Consider the following 26,896-nt stretch of genomic DNA (forward strand, 5'->3'; position numbering starts at 1 on the left):
CTTCTGATAAACTCTTTATATATTATTATTATCAATTTTACCATGGGTACATACAGAGGGCTTTACGATCTGCATGATGCATACAGATCTGATTATTTAAAGATTGCAAATCACGGTTTTATTGCAAATAACCGCACTGCAGCACTTGTTGGTATAGATGGAACTATTGACTGGGCATGTTTGCCCAACTTTAATTCAAATCCTGTCTTTGATTCTATTCTTGATGCCAGAAATGGTGGTTATTTCAAGACCAGCCCTGTAATGGAAAGCAATGTCAACCAGTATTACGAAGAATCAACCAATATACTTATAACAGAGTTTGTAAATAACAATCAGGTAATTTTAAGGCTCACAGATTTTCTTCCAACATCATCATATAGCACAATAACGTTTCCGGAGATACACCGGCTAATTGAGGCCCCATATTCTGATGTTGAAGTATCAATAGATATAAAATCGCATTTTAACTTTGGCTCAGGGAAAACAAACATAACCAGGGATAGAAATGGTTATATTTTCTCATGTACAGATGACACACTTGGAATTTCCACAAATCTTAAATTGAAAAAGGGAAATGGAAATGTATACAGCAGGATAAAAGTGGAAAAAGGTTCACATGAATGGATTGTTGTATTAAGCGGAGTAAGGCAAATTGGCAATGTAAGGCAATATGAATCATATACACGGCTGGAAGAAACAAGAAATTACTGGAGTGCATGGGCAGGAAAAATAAACTATAGTGGATTATATTACGATCATGTAATACGATCTGCACTTACATTGAGAGGGCTATTTTATGACCCTACAGGAATGATGGTTGCAGCACCAACAACAAGCCTCCCTGAAATTATTGGTGGAGAACGAAACTGGGACTACAGGTATACCTGGATAAGGGATACTGCATATGTTGTAGAGGCACTTTCACTTATAGGGTTAAATGACGTAGCTACAAAATTTCTCTATGATATCATGTCCATAGTTCAAAAGGATAAGAAGGTCAAAACTATATATCCGGTAAATGGGGATTCAAAACTGGAGGAGAAAAAGGTAAATTTATCCGGGTATATGGATTCAATTCCTGTAAGGATAGGAAACGAAGCATCGGAGCAGTTGCAGATAGACCAGTACGGCTCCATAGTGAATGCTGTATTCAGGTTCCATGAGGCAGGTGGGCTTGTTACCACTTACCTGTGGGATTTTCTCATCGAAATACTGGATACACTGAAAGATATCTGGAAGCTGCCTGATTCCAGCATCTGGGAATTCAGGTCAGAACCAAAGCATTACCTGTATTCAAAATTAATATCATGGAGTGCATTTAACCGGGCAATAAAAATGGGCAGGGAACTGGGCTATAGTGCCCCATATAGAACATGGCATAAAATAAGGGAAGAGATAAAGAATGAAATAATGGAAAAGGGGTATAACCCGGATGTAAAAGCATTTACCCAGTATTACGGGAGTGACCAGATGGATGCATCGGTATTGAGAATGCCATTGACAGGCATTATTAGTGCCAAAGATCCGCGTTTTGTCTCCACTCTTGCCAGGGTTGAAGCGGAACTGAAAAATCCATGTGGAATGTTTATTAGATATCACAGCGATGATGGACTGAAAGGCCATGACAATGCATTTCTTTTACTGTCTTTCTGGTATGTTGAGGATTTGATATTATCAGGGCGTATTATGGAAGCAAAGGAAACATTTGAAAATATACTTGACCACTCTAACCACCTGATGCTTTTTTCTGAGGAAATTAATTTTAATGATTGCAGGGAGATGCTTGGCAATTTCCCGCAGGCAATTACCCATCTTGGGGTTATAAGGGCAGCAATAAAACTTGATGAAGCATTAAGGGGCAAATAGATATATTTAATAATGTTTTAATCAGGTAATGTATTATAAGAGTATGAAGAAGATACTTGTGGTTACCAGCCGTGCACCATTTTCATACCGGTATGCTCCGGGAGGTGATGTCAGGATATATAATGTAGGTGGAGTTGCCACAGCCCTCAGCACAATGCTTAAGGGAACCGGAGGCACTTGGGTATGCTGGGGCGATGGAAAGAATGACATGGCACACCAGGAGGAAACTACAGATGGGTATAAGATAGCAAGGGTATTCCTAAACAAAACTGAAAAATTCGGGTTTTACAATAGCTATTCCAACAGGGTTTTATGGCCATTATTCCACTATTTTAGAAACAATATACATTTTGACTCCACAGCTTTTAAGTATTATTATATTGCAAATGAAAAATTTGCAAAAAAAATAAAGGAAAATATAACGCCGGATACAATAATATGGGTGCATGACTACCAGCTTATGATGATCCCGTCAATATTGAGAACTATGGACATATCCAATTATATAATATTCTCATGGCACATCCCATGGATATCTCCTGAATTTTTCAGCATACTCCCCGAAGCAAAATTTCTCGCACAGAGCATTTCAAAATCTAATCTGGTAACATTTCATACCAGGCTGTATGAGAAGAATTTTTTCAATACTCTGGAGTACCATGAAATAAAAGTTAAAAATAGATTAAAAACTCTTGCAATTCCCCTGGGGATCGATAAAAATTTTTTTCACCTGTCTAAAACCATGGCAATTAAACCAAAAAAAGAAAAAGCATCAATTATATTTTCAATAGACCGCCTTGATTATACAAAAGGGCTTCTACAGAGGGTAAAGGCTATTGAGAAGATTCTCAGTTACAGAAAGGACCTTATAGGGAAATTAGTATATTTAATGAACGTTACACCAAGCCGTACAGGCATTCCAGAATATGATGAAATTAAAGAGCAACTGGAGATGGAAGTGGGAAGGGTAAACGGTCTTTACAGTACAACTTCATGGGTGCCTATAATTTACATATACAGGAAAATATCACAGAAATATCTGGTTTCATTATATGCACGAAGTGACATAGCATTGATTACCCCATTAATGGATGGTTTAAACCTTGTTTCCAAAGAGTTTGTAGCAACTACGGATAAGGGTGTGCTTATACTATCAAAATTCGCCGGGGCTGCGGAATATATGGACGGAGCGTTGATAGTAAACCCTAATAATATAAATGAACTGGCAAGTGCCATAGTAAGGGCAATGGAAATGGATGGAGAGGAAAAAATGTCACGGCTCAAAAGGATGAAAAAGGATGTATATGTAAAGAACAGTAACTGGTGGTATAAGAGGATATTAACAACAGCAGAAAGGCAATGGCATGTATCAGGAGAATAAAATTATACATAGAATAGAAAAAATAATTTCCATGGAACCACAGTTATTTCTTGATTATGACGGAACACTGGTCCCGATTATCAAGAATCCAGAAATTAACCAGGCAGATTATGACCTGCTTAAACTAATCTCGCATTTAGATTCCCGTTTTGAAATGTATATAGTTACAGGAAGGGAGGTTAGTGACATAATCCGTTTTCTCGGGGAATATAATATTATAGGCCTTCATGGTTCAATATTTCATATAGATGGCCAGACGATAAATATTCCAGAATTCGCTCCATATGTAGAACTATTCAATCAAATATATCAGAATACGGTATATATTCAGGAAAAGTTTCATGGATTGAGGATATACAATAAAACAGGTAGCATCCTTTTTCATATGGGCAATATTAAAAATCAGCGTTCCCGTGAAACTGTACATAAAATTATTAATTTCCTTGCATTCCGTTACAATATTGAATTATACACAGGAATAGACATAATAGAATTGAGAATTCCACACATTAATAAGGGTACCGCAATTAAGCAGATAAGGAACCTTAACCGGCCTGCAATAATAATAGGTGATGACAGGACAGATGAAGATTCTTTTATTGCCAATCAGGATGCAATAACCATAAAGATTGGAGATGGAGATACACATGCCAGATTTGCTATTCCCTATGAACGCGTTAGGCCATTATTATGGGAGTTGTTAAAAATTTTATAGTTGTGATATGCATATAAAAATAAACAGTTTCAGTTGCCCTTATATGTCTGAAAATCCATGAAGTCTACCACTTCCAACCCTGTAAAATTGAGCCCATACAGTTTTTCAGCCCTGGACGAGTCAATACTGTAATCAAGGTTTTGCCCCAGGTAAGATTTTATGAATGGGCAAGGTTCGTCGCGTATTGAATAGTATAATTTCCTCCCAAATTCATAAAGTGTCATTGTTTCTTCTCCTGCTATATTAATAATACCCCTGTCCATATCTCTCATGGCTTTATAAACGCCAATAGAAAGATCAGAATTGAGCACAGGATTTATAATTATGTCATTATTAAGTTTTATGGGCATTTTACTCCTTATTGCAGCCAGTATATCGGTATAAATGTTGTAGGTACATTTTCCATATGTCATGCCTCTCCTTATTATAAGATAATGTTCGTTGCCCTTTGCCAATTCTTCCGCCTTCAATTTTGCCTTGCCATATTCTGTTTCTGGAATGGTTGCACTCTCTTCATTTTTTATGGCACTTGATGAGGAATACACAAGCTGATTTGACAGGAGTATTTTCTTGCCATTTTGAAATTTTTCATTTATGAGCCCCTGGATCCCGTAGTTCATTTCAATATAATTTTTATTTTTTGAATAAAATGGTATATCAAAATTATTGATAATAAAATCATAATCATCATGCAGTTCCATTAAGGATTCAGCAAATTTTTCAATGCCTTTCAATGGGAATAATGACTGAATTTTGTTGGCGTCTCCGTAGTCTTTGGCAAATCTAAAGCCAAAACTTTCGTCCCCATCCAGAATAAGAATTTTTGACATATTACTATAAATGTCATCAAAGCATATAAGTGTGAATATACTTTATAAATAAATATTTTTGTAATATATAATTATCAGGTAAATATTTATATATTATTCTGTAATATCTTGAAACTAATATGGAAAAAAAGAACGTTAGTTTTATTTATCTGGCTATTACGCTTATGATCATGACCTTCTCCATGAGGGCAACAAATAATATGATCATTACAACAGTGCCATTACTTGCGAAGATTGATCTTGGATTCTCCAGCTTCTTTGTTGGTATAATATCAGCAGTTATCTACCTGTTTACATTTACAGTGACATTTTACGTTAACCCGCGTATCAACGCTAGACTCAGAAGGCAGTTGTTCATAGGGGCAAACTTTGCAATACTGTTTTCGCTCATAGCATATTATTTCACAAATGGCATAGCTATATGGGGAATATCAGCACTTGCCGGGCTCGCGTACGGAATTATGATGCCGAATCTCATTACCTCCTCAACCCTGTTAAAGGATCAGAAAGAGCGCGAGAGGCTTATCTCCTTATATTCAGTGGGATTGAGCCTTAGCCTTATACTCGGGCCGACTATAGAAGATTACATATTGACATTTGTGAGCTACAGGGATGTATTTCTTTTATTCATACCAATAGTTATTGCAGGAGTTATAGTCTCAACCATGATAAAATTCCCGCACACAAAAAATGAAACCAGGGCAAATGTGATGAAAAATGATGGTTTGAGGGCCAGCTTACTAACTATAACGACCTATAACATACCATTTGCAGCCCTTAGCATTTTCCTTACACTGTACGCTATAGCACGCTTTCACGTTTCAGGTGCAGTTGCTTATTCCCCCTATATATATTTCTTCTCCATTTCATTCCTGACAAGGATACTGCTAACAATACACCCGTTAAAACACATAAAACTTCCACTTTTATTTTCTATAATGATTACGGGTTTTGCACTGATAATGTTTCCATTCCTTACTACATTTACATCGTTCCTGCTGTTGATGATGTTGCTGGGCATACCACATGGCTCAATATTTCCCATGTCGACTATTATGATTGCAAGAGGAACCAGTGTAGAACAGAGAAGTGCTGCAAACTCCTATTTCATGGCGTATAATAATATCCTGTTCATGGTCATCCCGCTGGCATTCGGTTATATTGTTAAGTTCATAGGATACGAATATTCGTTCCTTATACTTATAGCACCTGTAATATTGTCTGCCGTTGCCCTCTTCAAGATATATGGTTCTAATACCACCATATTTATTTCAAATCTTAAGAAGGTGCCGCCCAATGCAATTTCCGGGAAGAAAAATGACCTGTGAATTAAATTATTTTGAACATTTTTATATTTTTCAATACAGTTAAATCTATTAACAATATTATTACTGGATTTTAATGATAAAATCCAGCGACTCACTCGAAGATTTATTTAAGAAACTAAATACTTCAAAAGCAGGGCTTTCAGGCAACGAAGCAAGTTCAAGACTTCACACCTATGGTTATAATGAGGTTTCGGAGAAGAAAGAGAGTTCCATACTAAAGTTTTTAAAGAAATTCTGGACACCAATTTCCTGGATGCTGGAGCTTACAATAATCATAACATTTATACTTGGAAAATATGACGATTCTCTGATAATACTTTTCCTGCTAATATTTAATGGTGTAATATCCTTTACCCAGGAATCAAAGGCTGATAATGCAGTAGAACTATTAAAGAAAAAACTTTCAGCCCAGGCCAGAGTCCTGAGAGATGGTAAGTGGAATGTTATAGAAACAAAGTTTCTCGTGCCCGGGGATATTGTCCATCTAAGATTGGGTGATGTGGTTCCTGCAGATATTAAAATAATAGACGATGAGCTGGAAATCGACCAGTCCGCCCTTACTGGAGAATCACTGTCAGTAACAAGAAAAAAGGGAGATACAATATATTCCAGCTCTGTGGTAAAAAGAGGTGAATGCAATGGTCTGGTAACAGAAACAGGCAGCAAGACCTATTTCGGAAAAACAACAGAACTGGTTGAAATAGCAAAGACAAAGTCACACATAGAAGAACTTATTATGAAAATAATAAAAGACCTGATAGCCATAGATACTATTCTTGTTATAGCACTTATATTATTTTCTATCTACCGTGGCGTGGACATTACCGAAGTTATCCCCTTTGCACTGGTAATATTAATTGCATCAATACCCGTAGCTCTCCCGGCAACATTCACAATTGCAATGTCCCTTGGCGCCCTTCATATGTCAAAACGTGGTGAAATAGTCACGAGGCTATCCGCTATAGAGGATGCGGCTTCCATGGACACATTATGCATGGATAAAACAGGTACTATTACAGAAAATAAATTGACTATAAAAACTCCAAAGGTCTATACAGGAGATGAATTGTCCCTGATTAAATATGCATCATATGCATCGCAGAGAAAAAGTGAGGACCCAATAGATGATGCCATACTGGACTATGCCGATTTAAAATCTGTAAAAATTGACTATGCAAATAGAAGCAAGTTTACGCCATTCGACCCTTCAATTAAGCGTACGGAAGCAATAATAAACGAAGCGGGGAAATCTGTTAAAATAGTCAAGGGTGCACCACAGGTTATATCAGAGCTTACAGGCAATGTACCGGAAACATATGAAAATGATATAAAATACTTCTCATCCCAGGGATTCAGAATTATTTCAGTGGCTGCAGGAACAGATAAACTCGAAATTCTGGGGGTTATACCCCTATACGATCCGCCAAGGAAGGATTCAAGGGATTTAATTACTGAATTGAAGCAGCTCAGTGTATCCCCTGTCATGATTACAGGCGACAACAGCCTCATCGCAGAAGAAGTTGCAGGCGAGATAGGGCTGGAAAAGAAATTATGCAATGCAGAAAATATAAAGGGTAACTATGCTGGTGCATCAGATTGTTCAGTTTTTGCCGAGGTTTTTCCTGAAGATAAATATTATATCGTGAAGGCTTTACAGAAATCCGGGCATATTGTTGGCATGACCGGTGATGGTGTAAATGATTCCCCTGCATTGAAACAGGCAGAATTCGGTGTGGCTGTCGCATCAGCTACAGATGTGGCAAAGGCATCTGCCAGTGTTGTTCTGACCCATTCCGGACTTACAGATATAGTGGACGGGATAAAATCCGGCAGGAGAATTTACCAGAGAATGCTTACCTACACATTAAACAAAATAATAAAGGTAATCCAGATTGTTTTCTTCCTTACACTTTCATTTTTTGTGGTAGGGTTTTTTGTTACAACAGCATTTGATGTAATTCTCCTTATTTTTGCCAATGATTTTGTAACAATGGCAATTGCAACAGATAATGTTGGATACTCTATAAAACCTGAAAGGTGGAACGTGAATTCATTAATCTCATCATCAGTTATCCTTGCGGCATTCCTTGTTGTTGAAAGCTTTATATTCCTCTATATCGGGCTCTATGCAGGGTTAAGAATCAGCCAGATTCATACTTTTATATTTGATATGCTGGTATTCTCCGGCCAGTTCACAGTTTACATGGTACGGGAAAGGAAAAGATTTTCCAATTCTATGCCTTCTAAAATTCTGTTGCTTTCCAGCATTGTCGATATAATAATTATATCTTTCATATCATATTATGGCATCCTGGTAACTGCAATTCCATTAAAATTTATCCTGATCAGCATAGGATTAACGTTCATATGGATGGTGTTTATGGATACAATAAAAAATGTAGTATTCAGGCATTATAAATTATAAAAATTATTTTTATGATAACTCTGATGTTGCTTTCCAGAGTTTACAGCGATTCCACAATTTCTGAAGTTTTCCTTACGCGCCCCATCTTTTTAAACACATTATTTATGGTAGATTCATGCATCTCCTTTGTCATTGCTGTCATTGCATCTTCTGCGAATATCTGCTGAAATCCCATCTCATATGCAAAACGGGCAGTGCTCTCAACTCCATGCGTGGTGGAAATTCCGCAAAGGACAATTGTTTTTATTCCGCCCCTTCTTAATCTCAACTCAAGGTCAGTGCCATAAAAAGCACCCCACTGTTTCTTGGATATTACAACATCATTATCCCGGGGCCCTAATTCTGGAACTATATCAGAAAAATCAGGTGGCATTTCGGCTGGCCCGGACCACGCTGAATCATCTGCCAGCACGTTTAGCATAGCTCTCTTATCAGGAACCACATGTACAAGGAATACCGGCATGTCATTCTTTCTAAATGATTCTGCAAGTTCCGATGCATTTTTAATTACCGTGTTTGCATCGTATGGAACTAAATTTCTCCCCATGGATGCTATTCCCTTTTGCAGGTCAATTACTACAAGCGCTGTGCTTTTCTTATCTATTTCTAATCCCATAGGCATAAATTTTTACTTTATATTTTAATTTTTAGAACATTCCAGTTACCGGAGAATAATTTTTAAAGGGTGAAACAGGCTGGATTACAAAATTTTTTGTAATCTGGCATTAGCATAAACCATATGCCGCTTCAATCCTCTTCTAAAATTAGCCGGGGATAATTAAGCTCCCGGGGGTACTCATTCTTTTTCTGGCATAGATCTGCTGAAAGAATCACCTTTATGATACCTGTCATTCACCCGTTTAATTATAAATTTTATTAAATCACTTCTGGTTGTTAATTTAGAAGTGGAAGAATCCTTGCCCAGCTTATTTTCCTTTATTATTGATTTTAACTCTTTAATATTCTTCTTTTTAAGAGCGTTATAGAGTTTCTCTTCTGTATCATAACCGGAAAGGTCTATTTTCATTGCCACTGGTTTGTCCTGCTTTAACTTAACATCTATTTTCAGGTTTTCAGCAATGTCAGGGGTTTCCTCGATTTTATCTGCCATATACCTTAATATATCGGACAAAGCAACAGCCTTAGATTTATTCGACATATTTTATTACCTCCTCAACAAGCCTGTTATAACTGTTATACAGGTCATATCCATACTTTTGCCCCAGTGTTTTAACAGAGGACTGGAACTCAGCAGCCTCGGAAATTTTTATGCTTAGAGGTATATACGTGTCAAAAATTCTCGGGTAATCTCCTCTCCGTTCCCTGTATTTTAAAGAATCTATTATAGACTTATGGAGGCGGTTATTGGCTCTGAACATTGAGATCAAAATACCGAGAGGCTTTATATTTATGCCAGCATCCTCCTTAAAGGCATTAATTCTTGTAAGTATCTGTGGTATCCCATATGTGGATAAAATATCTGGAATTGTAGGTATCAGGTAGTAATCAGATATAAAAATGCCTGATAGTGTAATTAACCCGAGATTTGGAGGGCAATCAATAATTACATAGTCATAGTTTTTGATGATGCTTGATACAGCTTCTTTCAGGATAGTTATTGGCGTCCTAACAAAATATCCTGAATTCGAGACAAGGGGCAATTTATCCTGAATATCTATCAATCTCAGGCTCGAAGGCAGGAGATCAAGGTTTTTTATGCCAGAACCTATGTTAGAGACGTTTTTAACTATGGAACTCTCAACGTTAAATAATTCTGTATTGTATACTTTATCGCTGAAAAGCTGGAATATGGTATTTCCCTTTTTATCATGTTCAAGCCATAGGTTTTCATCCATTAATGAAACTGTTGCATTTGTCTGCGGGTCAAGATCAATAATTAATACCTTTTTAGCATAATTGGTGGCCAGAAACTCAGACACAGCAATGGATGTTTGGGTTTTTCCAACTCCCCCTTTCAAATTGATAATGCTGATTATATGGGTCATTACATAGCAAATATCCCTTTATATTTTAAATTACCGGAAAATTATTCAGTACATACTATGGGGCAATACGCTAGCAGGCAGGTATGAGACTATTTTGCCTATTAAACAGGACACACTGGATCAGAATTTCCATTCCACAATATTTGGAATAGTATACTATATTAATTTAACTTTTACACATAAATATTCATAATTTCCATAGCTTACGCTAATGATATTCAAAATTACGTATTCTTTTTAATGATTTTTTAATTTATATTATCCAAAGGCTCTTCAAAATCCTTATTATTCTTCAATACGGAGTATATGATATTCAACAATTTATTGGAACAGGCAATTAATAGCTTATTACCTTTCATTCCATCATTCTTTTTCCTTGTGTAATATCTTTTAATTACTGGATTAAACTTTATTGCAGGTATAGTTGATAGATACAGTGCATACCTTATTAACGGGTTTCCCCTTTTCGATATTTTTGATGTAATATTATAATCTCCAGATTGTTTAACCACTGGATCCATACCTGAATAGGCCCTTAGCTTTAGAACAGAATCAAATTTATTTATGTCTCCTATTGATGATAATATTATAGAGCCTGTTATAGTCCCTATTCCAGGAATTGTCTTTATTTTGGAATCTATACTATTATACTCATCTTCTATGATACTTTTTGTTTTCATTAACTGCTTATTCAATAGTTCTAATGTTTCTATGTTTATATCTATGTCGTATTTTACTGCATTATTATTAGTATTGCTGTTTATTAAAATATTTCTTATCTCGCTGTATTTACTCTCACTGATATATTTTATTTTATAATTATTTTCAATGATTTTTTCTATATTATTTATTATCTCAATAAAGTATTTAGAATCCGTATTTACTATTTCAGTTAATCCAGGGTATAGTAAATCTAAATCCCTGATTAACTGGTTCTTTGCCATTGCTATTTTCCTGTTTATTCTTACATATGTGTATACGTATTCCCTGAGATTTGTGTAAGTATTTTCAGTATCTTTCTCCATAGTAATTATATTGTTTTTACGTATTATAATATATTTTGCTATTGCTTCCGCATCTATTTTATCTGTCTTATTCTTCCTTATCCTTGAACTCTTCAACAGCTTTGTTTCCATAGGATTCAATAAAATTATATTGCAATTGTTGTTTATTAAATATGTATACAGGTTAACATGGTATATACCTGTGGATTCTATTCCCAGTTTTATATTTTTATATTTCTTTATTATTCTTAGAAATTCACTGAAGCCATAAATGTTGTTTATCAGTATTCCCCTTTTTATTACACTCAGTTCACTATCTATAATACAGTAATCAAACTTCTTCTTGGCCATATCTATTCCAACATATATCATATAACCTCCAGACCAGTTCATACTATTCCTTCCCATATTCCAACAGTCTTGCTTATTATCGGTGCATTTGCACAATATACATTATTTTTATACTTGAATATGAAAAGGGAAATACATACTATTCCAGGTGGATTAAACCACAAGATCTACTCAGTATTCCCTGATCATTGCCATAATGGAGTTATGGGTAAAATCATTATACAAGATATACTTACCATCACGCAAAAAGCATGCAAACAGGTTATGTATGGTTAAATTTATAAGCATAAAACTATTTTATTCTCTATGCATGACCTTAAAAACAAAAATGCAATAGTTTGTGCCGGCAGTACCGGGATAGGAAAAGGAGTTATTTCCGTGCTGGCAAAATACGGTGCCAATATAACCACATTTTCGCGAACAAAAGAAAACGTAGAAAGCCTTAAAGAGGAAATCAGGAAGGAAACAGGTGTCACAGTAAATGCAATGTGTGCAGACCTTTCCAAAAAAGACGATCTAATGCGGGTTGTGGATTCCGCACATGAGCAGTACGGTAAAATTGATTTCCTTGTCATGAACTATGGAGACCCACGGGTTGACCCATTCATGCAGCTTAATGAATCTGATTGGGATTATAACATTGATATGATCTTTAAATCTACAATAAGGATGGTTGATATGTGTGCAACTGATATGATAAAATCGAATTCCGGGCGTATAATATTTATTACATCCATGACCACGAAAAACCCCCTTGAAAATTTTGCAATTTCAAATTCCCTGAGGTCTGGTGTAGTAGCTCTTGGAAAAACACTCTCTATAGAACTGGGAAAATACAACATAAATGTAAATTCAATCTCACAGGGGTATTTCTACACACGGAGGCTGGAAAACATAATAAAAAAGAATTCTGTTTCCAGTGGAAAGCCAGTTGAAGAAGTTGAATCCCAGCTGATGAAAGAAATACCGCTTGGAAGGTTTGGCAAACCGGAAGAAGTTGGGAATCTTGTCGCATTTTTATGTTCTGGCATGTCTTCCTATATTACCGGTATAAACATACCCATTGACGGTGGAGTAATAAAATCAATTTAGGCAATCTCATAATATTTATATCTGACCATGTTTTATCATATCATGGCAGAAATTGTTAAATACAGATGGGATAATGTAAAAAAGGAAAAATTGTCAGAAACCTTCTACCGGCAAATGGTATACGGCGATAAAGTAATGGTTGCACAGCTTGATATAAGGAAAGGAAGCATAGTGCCGGAGCATAGCCATGAAAATGAGCAGATTACCTGGATAATGAAAGGAAAATTACATTTTAAAATAGGTGGAAAAGAAATGGATGTTGGGGCAGGTGAAGTGCTGATTATACCATCGAATACAAAACACGAGGCAATTGCACTTGAGGATACCCTGGATATTGATATATTCAGTCCCAGAAGGGAAGACTGGATAAGTGGAACAGATTCCTACCTGAGAAAATGAATCTGTTAATCACTGATATCCTAAAATTAGTACCTCTATAACCCTATTTATTAATTTATTTAAACTATTTTTAACATCCTAATATATTTGGAGCTGTCAGATTAGTTTTTTTCATTATTATTAATTGCACAGTTATACTGTCCAGGTTTTGGGAAGTGCGTCATTAAAAATTAACGTTTCCAGGTTGCAGAATAGTAAAAAGGAGGCTAAAGAATCAAAAGGTATCAAGACTGTTTTGCTTTCATATCAATTACATCGTGCCAGTAATATAGTTATAAATTACACGTCCAGAATTATATAACCGATATTTGACAAAATAACCTTTTCATCTCGCGTGTAAAATATTATTACGAATTTCATACTAAAAATACAGTATTCGTATATTTTAAATAGGATGATATAATTATGTTATAAGGACATTTAAGTTTAGAAATGAACTTTAAATGTTAAAAATAGTAATATCATATACAAATATTTATTAATAATTGTTTATTGATATTTACTAGTAAAACATTAAAAAGGTGTAAAAAATGGAAACAAAGTGTAAAATATGCGGAGAGAAAATTAACGTACCGGACGACTCAATGGCAGGAGAACTTATAGAGTGTGGCTCATGTGGCATGAGTTACGAAATAGCCTCTATCAAAGCAGATGGAGTGGAAATAAAACCCGCTGAAAATGTAGGTGAAGACTGGGGAGAATAAAGTGATGAAAGTAGGCATTGTCGGGGCCTCAGGATATGTGGGTGGTGAACTCATGCGCCTGCTTGTCAGGCATCCTGAAATCGAGATTACATCGGTATCATCCACCAGGCATAGTGGAGAAAAAGTTTCGAGAATACATCCGGACCTTTACGGACTTACGGATTTAAAATTTGAAGATATCACACCGCTGGATATGGCAGGGAAAGTTGATTTAATATTCCTAGCACTCCCACACGGGACTTCAATTAAATATGTGCCTGGCCTGGTTGAAACCGGTGTGAAAATTATAGACATGAGTGCAGATTTCAGGCTTAAAAATCCTGAACTGTACAAGCCATGGTATGGGTACGAACACGGATATCCTGACCTCATAAAGAAATTTGTATATGGCATGCCTGAACTTCACAGGGAACAGATAAAAAATGCTACTTATATAGCAACGCCAGGATGCATAGCTTCCTCATCAATATACAGCATAGCCCCATTTCTTTCCCTGGAGCTTTCCAGTGATATAATAAATGTGGATGCAAAGGTTGGTTCCTCCGGATCAGGATCCGGGCTGGACGAATCAAAGGTATTCTCAGAGAGGTTTGATTCCATCAGGGCATATAAACCGGTTAATCACAGGCATACACCTGAGATTGAGCAGGAGCTGGAATACGCTTCCGGGAAAAAGGTAAAAATAGCACTTTCCGCACACTCTGTAAATATGGTGAGGGGCATACTTACCACATCCAGCATCTACAGTGAAGGCGATGAAATAACTTTGTGGTCACTGCTCAGGAAGTTCTATGGCAATGAGAAATTTATAAGGCTAATAATGGACAGGAAAAGCAATTACAAGTACCCGGACCCGAAAACCGTTATAGGCTCAAATTTCGCGGATATTGGATTTGCCATTGATAAATATGTGAAGAGGGTAGTATCATTTGGTGCTATTGACAACCTGATTAAAGGAGCTGCAGGCAATGCAGTCCAGTCTATGAATATAATGAATGGATTTAATGAGTATGAGGGCCTTATGATGCCATCCCTTTTTCCGGTGTAAAATATGAAAGTTTTGAAAATAGGTGGAAGCGTACTGGATAATTTTCTGGAAAATGACAATCTGTACTCCATAATACAGCAGTTTGATTGCCCCCTTGCAATAGTTCATGGCGGTGGCAATTATCTGGATACCCATGCTGATAGCTTTAACTACACTAAAAAATTTGTTACATCCCCGGAGGGAATAAGAAGCAGGTATACTGATAAAAACACACTGGAAATTTTCACAATGGTGATGAATCTAATTAACCAGAAACTGGTATTGAATTTAAAGGAACACGGGATAAAAGCTGTAACGCTAAATGGAATAATAAACGCAAGGAGAAAGGAAAAACTGATAATAATGAATGAAAAGAACAGAAAAATGATAATCGATGGCGGTTATACAGGCAGGGTAGAAAGTGCCGACTCTATTCCCATACGGGCTGTAATAGATGAAGGGTATATCCCTGTAATTTCTCCTGTGGCATACGGGAATGGAAACTATTTGAATGTTGATGCTGATAGGGCCGCAGCATATGTTGCAGGATCCATGGGATCAGATTCCCTGGTGTTTCTTACAAATGTTAGCGGGCTTTACTATAAGGACCGTGTTATAGAAAAAGCAGACGTTGCATATATTAAAAGTATTTTGAATGAGATTGGAACAGGCATGGATAAAAAGCTAATGGCTTCAATTGAAGCCCTTGAAATGGGGGTTAGACAGGTCACTATTTCAAACCCCTTCAATGGAATATCGACCGGAACGGTGATTTATAATGAATTATGAGAACGAACACATAGCAAATACGTATCAGAGGCTCCCGGTAAACGTCCTTAATGGAAACGGGGCTATACTGCATGACATAAATGGAAAAAGATATATTGACATGATGGGTGGATACGGAGTAGCCATACTCGGATACGGAAATAAAAAAATAAAGGAAGCGGTATGCAGGCAATTCGATACAATACCCATTGCACATGCATCTGAATACACTGCAGCAAGGGAGGAATTCATCAAAAACCTTACCGGGATAGTTCCTGCCGGGCTGGATAAATTTTACCTTGGAAACACAGGTGCGGAGGCCATAGAAGCTGCAATAAAAGTGGTAATTAAATCCTCTAAAAATCATAAAATTATAGCCATGACAAATTCTTACCATGGAAAAACTGCCGGCGCATTGTCGATCACCTATTCTGAAAAATACAGGCAATCCTTCGGAGATTTGCTGATAAAGAATGTTGAGTTTATAAGGTACAACAATATGGAAGACCTGGACAAAATCAGAAAAGATAATGATATATCAGCAGTATTTTTTGAACCTGTCCAGGGCGAAGGTGGAATAAACATACCTGACAGGGATTATGTAAGGGAACTGAGGCAAATTACAGAGGAAAAGGGCATAATACTTGTTGCAGATGAAATACAGTCCGGGCTTGGCAGGACCGGGAAAATGTGGGCACATGAACATTTTGGCATTAAACCGGACATTATAACAATAGGCAAGGGCATCGGGGGTGGAATTCCATTATCAGTTACAGCGGGAAAACCGGAATTTATGGATAACCTTGCAAAGGGAGAACAGTCTTCAACAACCGGAGGAAATCCCATAGCCATGGCTTCCGGAAGTGCAGTCATAGAACAGCTTACAGATGATTTAATAAATGAAGTTGCAGTGAAAGGGGAACTATTCAGGAATACCCTGAAAGAATACCTGGCAGACTCGAGGATTGTAAAAGAAATAAGGGGTTTAGGGCTCATGGATGCTATAGAGTTAAGGGTAAAATTTTTGCCAGTATTTATGGATATCATAAACAGGGGAGTTCTTCCACTATATTCAGGAATCAATATATTGAGAATGCTGCCGCCATATGTGATATCTGATGCGGAGATAACCGAAGCTGCAAAAATCATGTCTGAAGGGATAAAATCCTATAATAAAGAGGTAGCGCCATGAAAATTTCTATGCTATTCGATATAATGCGCTGGGAGGAAAGGGCAATATTGAAAGCTCTCCAGGATAAAAATGTGGAAGTACAGCTGTATAACGTAAAAGAAATGAACCTTGACCTACAGGATCCAAACTACGACTTCGGCGATATTTCACTGCAGAGAAGCACTGGATATTACAGAAACCTCCATTCAACAGCATATGTTGAATTTACCGGGAACCGTATTATCAACGATTTCAATTCAACGATTGTCACAGGAAATAAGATGTTTACCTCACTTCTGCTTTCACAGAAGCGCATCAGGATTCCAAAAACATTTGTATCCTTTTCAAATGAAAGATTTCTGAAATCGTTTAAAGAAGATTTTAATGGCAGAGCTGTAACCAAGCCGGTTACCGGAAGCTGGGGCAGGATGATTTCACTGCTTAATGATTATTACGCAGCGATGGATGTATCGGAATATAAGGATTACATGTATCCCTTATACCAGATAAACTACACCCAGGAATATGTAAATGATTTCGGGCGTGATCTCAGGGTATTCATTGTAAATGACCAGGTAATTGCAGGCATATACAGGTATAAATCCGGAGAAGACTGGAGAACCAATACTGCACTTGGGGGCCGTGCTGAACCACTTAAAATTACCGGCGAAGTGGAAGAAATAGCACAGAAAGTTTCGGCTGCACTTGGCCCTGGAATCTATGGCATGGATATACTGGAATCAAAGGATGGCTATTTCGTGAATGAGGTAAATGGAAATACTGAATTTAAAAATACTGTACCGGTTACCGGCATCAATATACCGGATTATATCGCTGATTACCTTATTTCAGAGGCAAGGAAATGAATGCAAAGGATATGCTCATAGAAATGCTCAACATATATTCCCCCAGTGGAAAGGAAGGAGAGATAGCAAAGCTTCTTAGGGAATATATGGTAAATCTGGATTTTGAGGAGCCGGTAATAGATGACCAGCTAAATGTCATATCGGTAAATGGGAAAGGCAGCCCTGCAGTATTCCTCTGTGGCCATGAAGATACTGTGCCGGGAATTCTTGAAGTAAAATCAGATGGAAACATGGTGTATGGCAGGGGCGCAGTGGATGCAAAATCATCCCTGCTGGCATTAATCCTTGGGGCCAGAAAAGCCATGGACAACGGCTTTAAAGGGAAACTGCTTGTATCAGCTGCTTCGGGCGAGGAAAGTGACAGCAAGGGAATAAATAATATTATGGAAAACTACCACGGGTACGATTATGCAATTTTCGGTGAGCCCGGTGGATCAATGAATATCACTGCGGGTTACAAGGGAAGATTATTAATGAAGGTAGACGTAAAAACTGCAACCCACCATGCCAGTTCATCCTGGATGGAGTCAAATGCAATAGACCTGTTAATGGGATTGTGGGTAAAAATCAGGGAACAGTATGGCAACAATAAAGATTTTAACTCTGTTAGTGCAGGCATAACCAGATTCAACGGCGGTGAATATGATAATATGACACCTGAACATGCATCCATGTATATAGACATAAGATATCCCAAATCAGTTTCAGAAGATGAGCTTACAGGTGAACTGAAGTCCTATATGGAAGAGTTGCTAGTTAAAAATTATTCATATACTATAGAGAGCAGGACGTATCCCTATATATCTGACATGAAAAGCTCCCTCGTAAAGTCATTTAAATCAGGAATATCCAGGAATGGAATGGCCCCCCGCCTCATTTTTAAAAGTGGTTCAGGTGATATGAATAATCTGGGGCATGTGTGGAAAATCCCCGCAATTACCTATGGCCCTGGAGATACACAGCTATCACATACACAGAATGAAGTAATAGATATCAGGGATCTGTACAAATCCATAGATGTTATATCAGATTCACTGGTCTCCATGCAGCTGGATCAGGCTTAGATAACTATCTATTGCTTCCCTGTTTTTATATAATTCCATTGCCACTTCCACCGGAGATTTTTTATATGTGCATTTTAATGTGCTGGATATATTGAAGTTATTTAATTTATACAGGATATAAACAATATAAGCAGTGAATACATCCTTATAGGCATTGTTTTCACCATATAACTCTGAAGATAGTGAAAGCACATGGCGATGCCACTTCGATGAAGGTTCTGCAGAATTAATAATTTCCAGGAAAAACCGTTTGCATGAATCATTATCAATTCCAGATTTTCCTATATACTGTTGTATTTCAATTTCGAATTTTTTATCCGGCGAGAATTCATTGTAATATTCAAAAGCCAAACTTGCAGCCAGTGGAAATGCGTTTACAATGGAAATAAATAAAAAATCAGAAAGAATCCTGTACCTCTTCCTCTCCTTCGAGAATATGCCTGTGAAAATTCTAGCTTCCCTGGCATTTTTATGTTTTTTCCAGTAAATTAATGAAGAATATTTATATACCGCAAGGGCTTGAAGCCAGTTAATGCATGAATCCGTATAGGATATTGGGCTATCTCCAGAAATATTTTTAATTGACCTTGCCATGCCCCTGTAGAAATGTAAAGGCATTATATGGCCTCTGATGCCCGCAATAAAAACAAGAAAATTTGATGAATTATGTTTCATTGTTCCTATAATAGATTTTTTGAAAATCGGTGAATTTTTACTGTTGTTTTTATCTGGAGCAAAAAGCATCAATCTATATCAAAAAATAAATATTTATTATTATGGTTATTAATTCCCTTTGTAATCCGGTTTTCTTTTCTCAAGGAATGCCTTAACGCCCTCTTTCATGTCGTTTCCTGCATATAGCATGCCCATTGAAAGTGCTTCTTCATCAAGATTAATTGTTGCTGTATTATATATAAGGCGCTTGGCTACATAAACGGATGCAGGCGATATCTTCTCTGAAAGGTCTTTAGCAAGTTTCATTGTATTTTCTTCCAGCTCTTCTTTAAATAGTCTTGTAATTATTCCGTATTCATATGCCTTTTCACCGCTAATCCTCTCGCAGGTCAATATCATGTCCATTGCCCTGGAAATTCCTATAAGGTTTGGCAGCCTCTGGCTTCCTCCGTATCCAGGTATAAGTCCAAGGGATGTCTCGGGGAATCCTATTACCGAATCCGGCAAAGACGTTCTTATGTCGCATGCAAGTGACAGTTCAAAGCCACCTCCAAGGACATATCCACGCAGCTGTGCAATGAAAATCTTATTCATCCTGGTAATTCTGTCGAATATGCTTTCCCCTGTATTTGATATTTTCATAAACATATATGGATTGCTTATAAACTGTGACAGGTCTGCTCCTGCAGAGAACGCCCTTTCATTTCCTTTTATTACTACCACATTTACATCATTGGCTTCTTCTATGGCATCAAGTTGTTTGTCCAGTGCCTTCAGGAGCTCAAAGCTCATTAAATTATTTTTCCCATTTTTAATTGTGATCACACCAACCTTGCCATCTTTGCTATAATCAAGAATCCCTGATTTTTCTTCCTTTTTCACTTCAACAGGTTTTTTATTGAAAGACTCCTTCATTTTATGGGACTCTATAGTTTTTGATGGCTTAAAAACCTCTATTTTATACTGTTTGTAAAGGTTATTAAGTGTCTCAAGCACCTCATCGTTGCTCAATCCATTTGCCACGGTGATTGGCCCGAATGGCCTGTTTAGCCCGTATTTTACTCCAATTTCTATATCGTCAGGTACTGCAACCCCGTCTTCTATAAGCTTTGTAGCTTCGTTGATTTCCAGGGCAAACATATCCATAAGGCTAATTTTTTCGCTTTCGTTGGCATCCGGGATAATAGCTTTTCCATTTTCCCATTTGTATATGCCACTGCCTGTTTTAAGCCCGAGATGCTTTGCCTCTATGAAACTATCAAAGGCATGGCATTTTCCATAATCCGGAGACAGCTCTTTTCCATAATACTGGAGAGAATCAACAACTGTATCCAGGCCTACATAGTCGAACAGCTGGTAGGGACCCATGGGCAGCCCCTGGGATTTAAAGTATTTGTCAATTGCCTCAGGGCGGTCTATTTTATTGCCATATGCATTGCAGAGTAATAGCATCTCGGGGGCAGATATTCTGTTGACAACAAATCCTGCTTCATCCTTAAGGACTTTTATGGGCTTTTTCCCTATTTTTCCAGCCAGTTCATATATCTCTTCAACGTATTCCATGGAAGTTTTATCTCCCTTTATTACCTCAACAAGCTTCATGAGTATCGGCGGATTAAAGAAATGCATTCCAACAAGCCTTTCAGGATTTTTTATTTCTTCTCCCATTTCAGTAATTCTAATATTTGATGTGTTGGAGGCAATTATTTTATCTGTATTCTCTGCTATCTCCTTCAGCACCTTGACTTTAATATTATAAATTTCAGGTACAACTTCTATTGACAGATCTACATTTTTTACTGCTTCTCCAATATTATTAAAAAATTTGATATTGTCCAGAGCTGCTTTTTTAGCTGCATCATTAATCTTCCCCGATGCAATGAGTTTGTCCAGACTGCCATTAATCCCCACTTTTGCCTTCTCTATAACTTCCGGGTAAAAATCTTCCAGATTCACCTTATATCCATTTAATGCAAAGACTTCAGCTATGCTATGACCCATTACACCTGCGCCGATTACCGCTACCTGTTTAATCATGCTGATATATATTTTTTAACTTTAAATCCTTTTTCATTCAGAAATTATGTTTTGTAAAACACCATGTATGAGCTTAAAAAAATACTTAATAACATAGCGGGAACCGGTTATTAAATAAAATTCAATATTTATAAATATCCGGTTTTTCTACGCAGGACAATGTTAACGTTGTAATGATAAAGCTTATAAAACAATAAATTATCATAACCTATGGCTGATTTTAAGTTAACGATAAATAATCTTCTTGATAGTGCAGTTCGGGCAAATGGAGACCAGAAAATTATCTATAAGAATTTGCAGTTAACATATAATTCATTTTACAAAAACGTCAAAAATTTTGCAGCCAATCTTGTAAAGATAGGCGTTAAACCCGGTGATAGGATAGCAGTAATTGATTACGACACTATAAATTACATGTATTGCTATTACTCTATTCCAATGATTGGCGCAGTGATACATATGGTAAACATCAGATATCCTCCAGAAATACTGTATTATACCATAAAAAATTCAGAGGATACCTATATTGTAGTTAATTCAGATTTTATGCCACTGTTAATGCAATTTAAAAATATGTTTGAATTCATAAAGGGTTTTATTGTTTACTCCGAGCACGGGCATGAAAATTATCAGCTCGACAATGTATATTATGCCGATGACCTTTTAAAAGACACAGATTATAATATCACACCTCCGGATGAGAATGACATGGCTACACTATTTTATACATCAGGAACCACCGGGCTGCCGAAGGGAGTGTATTACAACCACAGGCAGCTTGTGCTTCACAGCATGGCTACTGCAGAAGGCCTATCAGATGATCCAATATTGCTTAATAAAACATCTATTCTTCTTCCCCTTGTTCCAATGTTCCATGTACATGCATGGGGCATGCCATACTTCGCCATAATGAAAGGATTGAAATATGTGCTTCCCGGAAAATACGAATGGGACAGGATAGTGGAAACAATGGAAAAGGAGCATGTTACCAATTCCGCAATGGTTCCATCGATACTGTATCTGCTCCTGCAGGCAAAGAGGGGGCCGGAAGTGCTCGGCAAACTAAAGCTAAAATCAGTTATCGGTGGCGCAGCACTGAATGAAGGCTTAGCCAGATCTGCCGAGTCTATAGGCATGTCCCTTGTAACAGGATATGGGATGTCTGAAACCTGCCCTATCCTCACACTGGCCAGTTATACCAATGATATACTGCCATTAAGCGAGGAAATAAAGGAAAAATACCGCAGAAAAACCGGTGTACCTGTTCCTATGGTCAACCTGCGTGTTGTTTACCAGGGAAAAGATGTAGCAAAAGACGATACGGAAATAGGAGAAATAATAGTACAGGCACCATGGTTGACAGCAGGTTACCTGAAAGACCCGGAGAAAACTGCAAAGCTATGGATCGACGGATGGCTGCATACAGGCGACCTGGCAACAATGGATAAATACGGATATATAAAAATTGTTGATAGGGAAAGCGATGCTGTAAAATCCGGTGGTGAATTTATCCCGTCAATGGTTCTTGAGGACCTCATAAGCACCGTTCCCGGAGTAGGAGAGGTTGCCGTAACCAAAAAATCCGATGAAAAGTGGGGCGAAAGGCCAGTGGCTTTTATAAAAGGAACAGCAACCGTAGAAGCCATAAAAGAACACATGCAGCAATTCGTGGACACGGGGAGAATAGCCAAGTTCTGGCTTCCGGATGACTATATATTTGTGGATGACTTTGAAAAGACAGGAACAGGAAAAATAAATAAGGTTGTACTTAGAAAAAAATTGGAGTGAGAGATAATGGAAGATGTATACATAGTTGATTATAGAAGAATACCCTTTTCCAGGGCACGTCCCAGGGACCCTGAAAAAGATGTTTATAATGATTTGAGAATGGATAAGATGCTGTCTGAATTGATCAGGCATTCTGTCAGTGAAACTAAGATAAACCCGGCTGAGATCGAGGATGTTATTACCGGATGTGCTTTCCAGGCAGGAGAAAACTGGACATATGGTGGCAGGCACCCTGTACTTCTTGCAGATCTGCCGGTCTCAGTTCCTGCAATGTCCCTTGACAGGGCATGCTCATCTTCACTTAACGCTACAGGCATAGGGGCTCTGGAAATTATGGCAGGCAAAGCAGGCATAATAATTTCAGGTGGAATGGAGCATATGACACATGTGCCACTGGGCGTAGATAACCAGTTTATAAAGCCAAATATGGAGCTGATGGCCAACCCTAAATATTCAAAATTCAATATGAACGTATCATATAATATGGGATTGACCGCAGAAAAACTTGCCAAGCTAAGGAATATTTCCAGGGATGAAATGGATGAATACTCATACAATTCACACAAAAGGGCAGCAAAGGCTTATGAAGATGGTTTCATGAAAGGCGAAATAATGCCTGTTACCGTAAATGGAAATACAATAACTTCAGATCTGGGAATTAGAAAGGATACTACACTGGAACAGATTAAATCACTGAAGCCAGCATATTCAGAAGATGGAATAATAACGGCAGCGAATTCTTCTTCCCTGAATGACGGCGCATCCATGGTCATGTTAATGTCAGGGAAAAAGTTAAAGGAATACGGGCTAAAACCCATGGCGAGGATAGTAGACTTTGCAGCAGCGGGTGTTGATCCCACAATAATGGGCGAAGGCCCGGTACCTGCTACAAAGAAGGTACTGGAAAGGAATAACCTGAAACCGGAAGATATAGATTACTGGGAAATTAACGAGGCATTTGCTGTTGTTGTTTTAAACGCAGTACATGCATTCAACCTTGACCTTAACCGTGTGAATATTCATGGTGGTGGTTTATCTATAGGCCATCCATTGGGAGCAACAGGTGCCAGGATAGCCGGTACACTGGCGAGGACACTTGAGGACAAAAAAGGAGACCTCGGAATCGCTACATTATGTGTTGGCGGTGGGCAGGGCTATTCAATGCTATTGGAGCGTGTTTAAATGTTTGAAGAATATGATGAATACAGAAACAAAATCAGGGAATTTGCCCTGAAAGAATTTACAGAGGACGTGGCAGCAGATTATGATAGAAAGGAAGCATACCCTGATGAGCTCAGAAAGAAATCACTTTCACTTGGAATAGTTGATATGCAGAACCCCGCAAAGGTAATGATAGGAATTGAGGAGCTCTGCAGGGTTGATGCCGGGCTTGGGATAGCTCTTACCACACCATATTTCGGCAGCGAAGTTATAATGCTATTCGGGAACGATGCGCAGAAAGCCATACTTGAAGATGTTTACAAAGGAAAGTATATACTTGGTCTTGGTGTCACAGAACCATCGGGCGGAAGTGATGTGGCTGGATTGAAAACCACAGCAAAGAAACAGGGCAATAAGTATATATTGAATGGTTCAAAGATGTTCATTACAAATGGTTCAATAGCTGATTACCTGGTAGTATTGGCAAGAACTTCTGAAGATTCAAACCCCCACCATGGTTTGAGTACATTTCTTGTGAATACAAAATTGAAAGGTTTCAAGGCAAACAAACTTGTTGACAAACTGGGAGTCAGGGCTACAAATACCGCTGAGTTGCAATTTAACAATATTGAACTGAGTGAGGACGACCTTATAGGCGAGGAAGGAAAGGGTTTCTATTATATTATGATGTTTTTCAATATAAGCAGAATTTACGTGGCAGCACAGTCACTGGGAATAGCAAGAGGTGCATTTGATAAAATTAAGTCTTACATAAAGGAGAATAACATAAAGGACGAGGAATCAATGTTCAGGCTTTCCGATGTGGGCACAAGGATAGAAGCCACAAGGCAAATGACATACAATGCCGCTACATACCTGTTTGAATTCAAGCCAAAACCGGAATTGACCAGCATGGCAAAGGCTTATGGAAGTGAAACGGCAGTATATGCTGCAGAATCTGCCATGGAAATACTTGGCGACCACTCTGCATATGAAGATGTCCAGAGAATATTCAGAAATGCCAAAATAATGGAGATCTGGGAAGGGACAAGTGAAATAGAAAAACTGGTAATTGCAAGGTATATATTAAAAGGTGAATAAAGATGAAAGAGGAAAATAATATTCTAAAGGAAACCGTAGCAGAATTCTGTGAAAAAAATCTCGATGAAAAGAAGATCGAAAACGAAGGAATTAGCAAAGCAACAACAGAACTTCTGGCTTCCCAGGGTTTTCTTGGAGCTACAATTCCAGCAAAGTATTCCGGTTCTGAACTGGATAATACGTCATATGAAATTATACTTGAAGAAATATCTAAATATTCACCTTCAGTAGCAATGAAAATTTTCATTTTAAATTCACTGTATTATCCCTCTGTAAAAGGTACATCTGCTGAATCCACACTAACAGATGCAGCATCCGGAAAGCTGGATGTTGCTGTTGATGTTATAGGTAATGGAAGTGATCTGAAGGAAAATTCAGGGAAACTTTCTGGAACATTAAAAAGTATTCTCGGTACAGATGCTGAGAATATTATATTATTCAATGGAAAAACATCAATGGTTTCAGGCAAGTTTAAATCAGCCGCTCGGGATTTCATGGGATTCCGAGGAATGAAATTCGGGGATGTAACACTGGATAATAGCATAACCATTCTTGATCAGAAAAGCAGGAAGGATAAAATTATAGAGGAATCATATGGCCCATTGTCTGCAATTGCACTTGGAATGATATCCGGGGCACTTCAAAAAGCCATTGATTACACATCTGTGAGAAAAGCCTTCGGCAACTATCTTAAGGATTTTGAACCTATTTCATTCAGGCTGTCGAGATTCAGATCCATAGAATCTGTTTTAAGAAGTGCCCTTTATGGTGGTGTAGACCCATATTATGCATTTAATCTGGCCATGGAATCCATGGTTGAAATTGCAAGATATTCTGTCAACACACATGGTGGGTATGGATATTTCCAGGATTTTGGCGTTGAGAAGTTTTACAGGGATTCAATAGTAATGAAATCTATATTTTATGGAAATCAGGAATTGAAAAAACTTGCCGAACACGTGTATTCTGAAAAAATAAATTTTGTTTAAATATATTATATTTTTTCATACAAGTTATTATTTTTATAGCGAATAATAAGCAATTGCCTGAAATTAAGTTCCTGATCTATTATTGAAATAATTTTTCTTTATTGCCTGCATTGTATTTAAATTAATCAGAAAATTATATGCCTGTAGG

At 37.5% G+C, this 26,896-nt stretch carries 24 protein-coding genes; 17 read left to right on the top strand and 7 right to left on the bottom strand.

Annotated features, from left to right (window positions below):
* The first annotated feature begins 42 nt into the window (after positions 1–42).
* Genes FACI_RS07545 through otsB form a run of 3 tightly spaced genes read left to right on the top strand, consistent with a single transcriptional unit; the run spans position 43 to position 3,962 of the window.
* Positions 43–1,866, top strand: coding sequence for a glycoside hydrolase family 15 protein (locus FACI_RS07545; protein WP_009887549.1), 1,824 nt, complete (start codon positions 43–45; stop codon positions 1,864–1,866).
* 28 nt (positions 1,867–1,894) lie between these two features.
* Positions 1,895–3,247 carry an alpha,alpha-trehalose-phosphate synthase (UDP-forming) gene (locus FACI_RS07550; protein ID WP_019841698.1) on the top strand — a complete coding sequence of 451 codons (1,353 nt, stop codon included), beginning with the start codon at positions 1,895–1,897 and terminating at the stop codon, positions 3,245–3,247.
* On the top strand, positions 3,231–3,962 hold the full coding sequence (gene otsB, locus FACI_RS07555; RefSeq protein ID WP_009887551.1) for a trehalose-phosphatase: 732 nt from the start codon (positions 3,231–3,233) through the stop codon (positions 3,960–3,962). Before FACI_RS07550 ends, otsB begins: the two co-directional genes overlap by 17 nt.
* Before the next feature lie 29 nt (positions 3,963–3,991).
* On the opposite strand, the gene FACI_RS07560 is transcribed toward otsB, so the two are convergent.
* The gene (locus FACI_RS07560; protein ID WP_009887552.1) at positions 3,992–4,792 is read right to left on the bottom strand and encodes a sugar nucleotide-binding protein; all 801 of its coding nucleotides are present in this window, start codon (positions 4,790–4,792) and stop codon (positions 3,992–3,994) included.
* Positions 4,793–4,911: 119 nt separating this feature from the next.
* Between FACI_RS07560 and FACI_RS07565 the strand changes: the two genes are divergently transcribed.
* Together FACI_RS07565 and FACI_RS07570 are read left to right on the top strand one after the other, a co-directional pair.
* The gene (locus FACI_RS07565) at positions 4,912–6,120 is read left to right on the top strand and encodes an MFS transporter (protein WP_009887553.1); all 1,209 of its coding nucleotides are present in this window, start codon (positions 4,912–4,914) and stop codon (positions 6,118–6,120) included.
* A gap of 73 nt (positions 6,121–6,193) precedes the next feature.
* Positions 6,194–8,545, top strand: coding sequence for a plasma-membrane proton-efflux P-type ATPase (locus FACI_RS07570; protein WP_009887554.1), 2,352 nt, complete (start codon positions 6,194–6,196; stop codon positions 8,543–8,545).
* Between the two features lie 40 nt (positions 8,546–8,585).
* Here the strand turns inward: FACI_RS07570 and FACI_RS07575 are convergent, their stop codons facing one another.
* The 4 genes from FACI_RS07575 to FACI_RS09850 all read right to left on the bottom strand — a co-directional run bounded on the left by FACI_RS07575 (position 8,586) and on the right by FACI_RS09850 (position 11,963).
* Complete coding sequence (locus FACI_RS07575; RefSeq protein ID WP_009887555.1) at positions 8,586–9,161, bottom strand: isochorismatase family protein; 576 nt, start codon at positions 9,159–9,161, stop codon at positions 8,586–8,588.
* Between the two features lie 180 nt (positions 9,162–9,341).
* Positions 9,342–9,704, bottom strand: coding sequence for a hypothetical protein (locus tag FACI_RS07580; RefSeq protein ID WP_009887556.1), 363 nt, complete (start codon positions 9,702–9,704; stop codon positions 9,342–9,344).
* The gene (locus tag FACI_RS07585) at positions 9,694–10,551 is read right to left on the bottom strand and encodes a ParA family protein (RefSeq protein ID WP_009887557.1); all 858 of its coding nucleotides are present in this window, start codon (positions 10,549–10,551) and stop codon (positions 9,694–9,696) included. Before FACI_RS07585 ends, FACI_RS07580 begins: the two co-directional genes overlap by 11 nt.
* A gap of 248 nt (positions 10,552–10,799) precedes the next feature.
* Complete coding sequence (locus tag FACI_RS09850; RefSeq protein WP_052317733.1) at positions 10,800–11,963, bottom strand: IS110 family RNA-guided transposase; 1,164 nt, start codon at positions 11,961–11,963, stop codon at positions 10,800–10,802.
* 249 nt (positions 11,964–12,212) lie between these two features.
* Between FACI_RS09850 and FACI_RS07595 the strand changes: the two genes are divergently transcribed.
* From FACI_RS07595 to FACI_RS07625, 8 genes are all read left to right on the top strand, one after another.
* Positions 12,213–12,998, top strand: a complete 786-nt coding sequence (locus tag FACI_RS07595) for an SDR family oxidoreductase (protein WP_009887560.1) — start codon at positions 12,213–12,215, stop codon at positions 12,996–12,998.
* A gap of 42 nt (positions 12,999–13,040) precedes the next feature.
* Complete coding sequence (locus FACI_RS07600) at positions 13,041–13,397, top strand: cupin domain-containing protein (RefSeq protein WP_009887561.1); 357 nt, start codon at positions 13,041–13,043, stop codon at positions 13,395–13,397.
* Between the two features lie 530 nt (positions 13,398–13,927).
* On the top strand, positions 13,928–14,101 hold the full coding sequence (gene lysW/argW, locus FACI_RS10310) for an alpha-aminoadipate/glutamate carrier protein LysW (protein ID WP_009887562.1): 174 nt from the start codon (positions 13,928–13,930) through the stop codon (positions 14,099–14,101).
* Between the two features lie 4 nt (positions 14,102–14,105).
* A complete protein-coding gene (gene argC, locus FACI_RS07605) occupies positions 14,106–15,149 on the top strand; it encodes an N-acetyl-gamma-glutamyl-phosphate reductase (protein ID WP_009887563.1) in 1,044 nt (347 codons plus the stop codon).
* Between the two features lie 3 nt (positions 15,150–15,152).
* Positions 15,153–15,917, top strand: a complete 765-nt coding sequence (locus FACI_RS07610; protein WP_009887564.1) for a [LysW]-aminoadipate/[LysW]-glutamate kinase — start codon at positions 15,153–15,155, stop codon at positions 15,915–15,917.
* Positions 15,907–17,088, top strand: coding sequence for an aspartate aminotransferase family protein (locus FACI_RS07615; RefSeq protein ID WP_009887565.1), 1,182 nt, complete (start codon positions 15,907–15,909; stop codon positions 17,086–17,088). Before FACI_RS07610 ends, FACI_RS07615 begins: the two co-directional genes overlap by 11 nt.
* On the top strand, positions 17,085–17,933 hold the full coding sequence (locus FACI_RS07620; protein WP_009887566.1) for a RimK family alpha-L-glutamate ligase: 849 nt from the start codon (positions 17,085–17,087) through the stop codon (positions 17,931–17,933). The genes FACI_RS07615 and FACI_RS07620 overlap by 4 nt, the downstream gene beginning before the upstream one ends.
* Positions 17,930–18,997 carry a M20/M25/M40 family metallo-hydrolase gene (locus FACI_RS07625; protein WP_009887567.1) on the top strand — a complete coding sequence of 356 codons (1,068 nt, stop codon included), beginning with the start codon at positions 17,930–17,932 and terminating at the stop codon, positions 18,995–18,997. The genes FACI_RS07620 and FACI_RS07625 overlap by 4 nt, the downstream gene beginning before the upstream one ends.
* On the opposite strand, the gene FACI_RS07630 is transcribed toward FACI_RS07625, so the two are convergent.
* Both FACI_RS07630 and FACI_RS07635 read right to left on the bottom strand, forming a co-directional pair.
* A complete protein-coding gene (locus FACI_RS07630) occupies positions 18,965–19,741 on the bottom strand; it encodes a hypothetical protein (RefSeq protein ID WP_009887568.1) in 777 nt (258 codons plus the stop codon). The genes FACI_RS07625 and FACI_RS07630 overlap by 33 nt on opposite strands.
* A gap of 39 nt (positions 19,742–19,780) precedes the next feature.
* Entirely contained in the window at positions 19,781–21,709 is a 1,929-nt protein-coding gene (locus FACI_RS07635; protein ID WP_009887569.1) for a 3-hydroxyacyl-CoA dehydrogenase/enoyl-CoA hydratase family protein, read from the bottom strand.
* Positions 21,710–21,919: 210 nt separating this feature from the next.
* Here FACI_RS07635 and FACI_RS07640 point away from each other — a divergent pair, with 210 nt between their 5' ends.
* Genes FACI_RS07640 through FACI_RS07655 form a run of 4 tightly spaced genes read left to right on the top strand, consistent with a single transcriptional unit; the run spans position 21,920 to position 26,748 of the window.
* Positions 21,920–23,497: a long-chain-fatty-acid--CoA ligase gene (locus tag FACI_RS07640; protein WP_009887570.1), complete on the top strand. Its 1,578-nt coding sequence runs from the start codon at positions 21,920–21,922 to the stop codon at positions 23,495–23,497.
* A 6-nt stretch (positions 23,498–23,503) separates the two neighbouring features.
* On the top strand, positions 23,504–24,679 hold the full coding sequence (locus FACI_RS07645) for an acetyl-CoA C-acetyltransferase (protein WP_009887571.1): 1,176 nt from the start codon (positions 23,504–23,506) through the stop codon (positions 24,677–24,679).
* Positions 24,680–25,759, top strand: a complete 1,080-nt coding sequence (locus tag FACI_RS07650) for an acyl-CoA dehydrogenase family protein (protein WP_009887572.1) — start codon at positions 24,680–24,682, stop codon at positions 25,757–25,759.
* Positions 25,760–25,761: 2 nt separating this feature from the next.
* Positions 25,762–26,748, top strand: coding sequence for an acyl-CoA dehydrogenase family protein (locus FACI_RS07655; RefSeq protein WP_009887573.1), 987 nt, complete (start codon positions 25,762–25,764; stop codon positions 26,746–26,748).
* Positions 26,749–26,896 lie beyond the last annotated feature (148 nt).

Source organism: Ferroplasma acidarmanus Fer1 (assembly GCF_000152265.2).
GTDB classification, from domain to species: Archaea; Thermoplasmatota; Thermoplasmata; order Thermoplasmatales; family Thermoplasmataceae; genus Ferroplasma; species Ferroplasma acidiphilum.

Excerpts from the sequence above, each read along its gene's own strand:
- FACI_RS07640 (WP_009887570.1), top strand. The coding sequence starts at position 21,920 with ATGGCTGATTTTAAGTTAACGATAAATAATCTTCTTGATAGTGCAGTT.
- FACI_RS09850 (WP_052317733.1), bottom strand. The coding sequence starts at position 11,963 with ATGGGAAGGAATAGTATGAACTGGTCTGGAGGTTATATGATATATGTT.
- FACI_RS07620 (WP_009887566.1), top strand. The coding sequence starts at position 17,085 with ATGAAAATTTCTATGCTATTCGATATAATGCGCTGGGAGGAAAGGGCA.
- FACI_RS07630 (WP_009887568.1), bottom strand. The coding sequence starts at position 19,741 with ATGCTTTTTGCTCCAGATAAAAACAACAGTAAAAATTCACCGATTTTC.
- argC (WP_009887563.1), top strand. The coding sequence starts at position 14,106 with ATGAAAGTAGGCATTGTCGGGGCCTCAGGATATGTGGGTGGTGAACTC.
- FACI_RS07625 (WP_009887567.1), top strand. The coding sequence starts at position 17,930 with ATGAATGCAAAGGATATGCTCATAGAAATGCTCAACATATATTCCCCC.
- FACI_RS07575 (WP_009887555.1), bottom strand. The coding sequence starts at position 9,161 with ATGGGATTAGAAATAGATAAGAAAAGCACAGCGCTTGTAGTAATTGAC.
- FACI_RS07585 (WP_009887557.1), bottom strand. The coding sequence starts at position 10,551 with ATGACCCATATAATCAGCATTATCAATTTGAAAGGGGGAGTTGGAAAA.
- FACI_RS07580 (WP_009887556.1), bottom strand. The coding sequence starts at position 9,704 with ATGTCGAATAAATCTAAGGCTGTTGCTTTGTCCGATATATTAAGGTAT.
- FACI_RS07615 (WP_009887565.1), top strand. The coding sequence starts at position 15,907 with ATGAATTATGAGAACGAACACATAGCAAATACGTATCAGAGGCTCCCG.
- FACI_RS07655 (WP_009887573.1), top strand. The coding sequence starts at position 25,762 with ATGAAAGAGGAAAATAATATTCTAAAGGAAACCGTAGCAGAATTCTGT.
- FACI_RS07560 (WP_009887552.1), bottom strand. The coding sequence starts at position 4,792 with ATGTCAAAAATTCTTATTCTGGATGGGGACGAAAGTTTTGGCTTTAGA.
- otsB (WP_009887551.1), top strand. The coding sequence starts at position 3,231 with ATGTATCAGGAGAATAAAATTATACATAGAATAGAAAAAATAATTTCC.
- FACI_RS07545 (WP_009887549.1), top strand. The coding sequence starts at position 43 with ATGGGTACATACAGAGGGCTTTACGATCTGCATGATGCATACAGATCT.
- FACI_RS07635 (WP_009887569.1), bottom strand. The coding sequence starts at position 21,709 with ATGATTAAACAGGTAGCGGTAATCGGCGCAGGTGTAATGGGTCATAGC.
- FACI_RS07595 (WP_009887560.1), top strand. The coding sequence starts at position 12,213 with ATGCATGACCTTAAAAACAAAAATGCAATAGTTTGTGCCGGCAGTACC.
- FACI_RS07650 (WP_009887572.1), top strand. The coding sequence starts at position 24,680 with ATGTTTGAAGAATATGATGAATACAGAAACAAAATCAGGGAATTTGCC.
- FACI_RS07570 (WP_009887554.1), top strand. The coding sequence starts at position 6,194 with ATGATAAAATCCAGCGACTCACTCGAAGATTTATTTAAGAAACTAAAT.
- FACI_RS07645 (WP_009887571.1), top strand. The coding sequence starts at position 23,504 with ATGGAAGATGTATACATAGTTGATTATAGAAGAATACCCTTTTCCAGG.
- FACI_RS07600 (WP_009887561.1), top strand. The coding sequence starts at position 13,041 with ATGGCAGAAATTGTTAAATACAGATGGGATAATGTAAAAAAGGAAAAA.
- FACI_RS07550 (WP_019841698.1), top strand. The coding sequence starts at position 1,895 with ATGTATTATAAGAGTATGAAGAAGATACTTGTGGTTACCAGCCGTGCA.
- FACI_RS07610 (WP_009887564.1), top strand. The coding sequence starts at position 15,153 with ATGAAAGTTTTGAAAATAGGTGGAAGCGTACTGGATAATTTTCTGGAA.
- FACI_RS07565 (WP_009887553.1), top strand. The coding sequence starts at position 4,912 with ATGGAAAAAAAGAACGTTAGTTTTATTTATCTGGCTATTACGCTTATG.
- lysW/argW (WP_009887562.1), top strand. The coding sequence starts at position 13,928 with ATGGAAACAAAGTGTAAAATATGCGGAGAGAAAATTAACGTACCGGAC.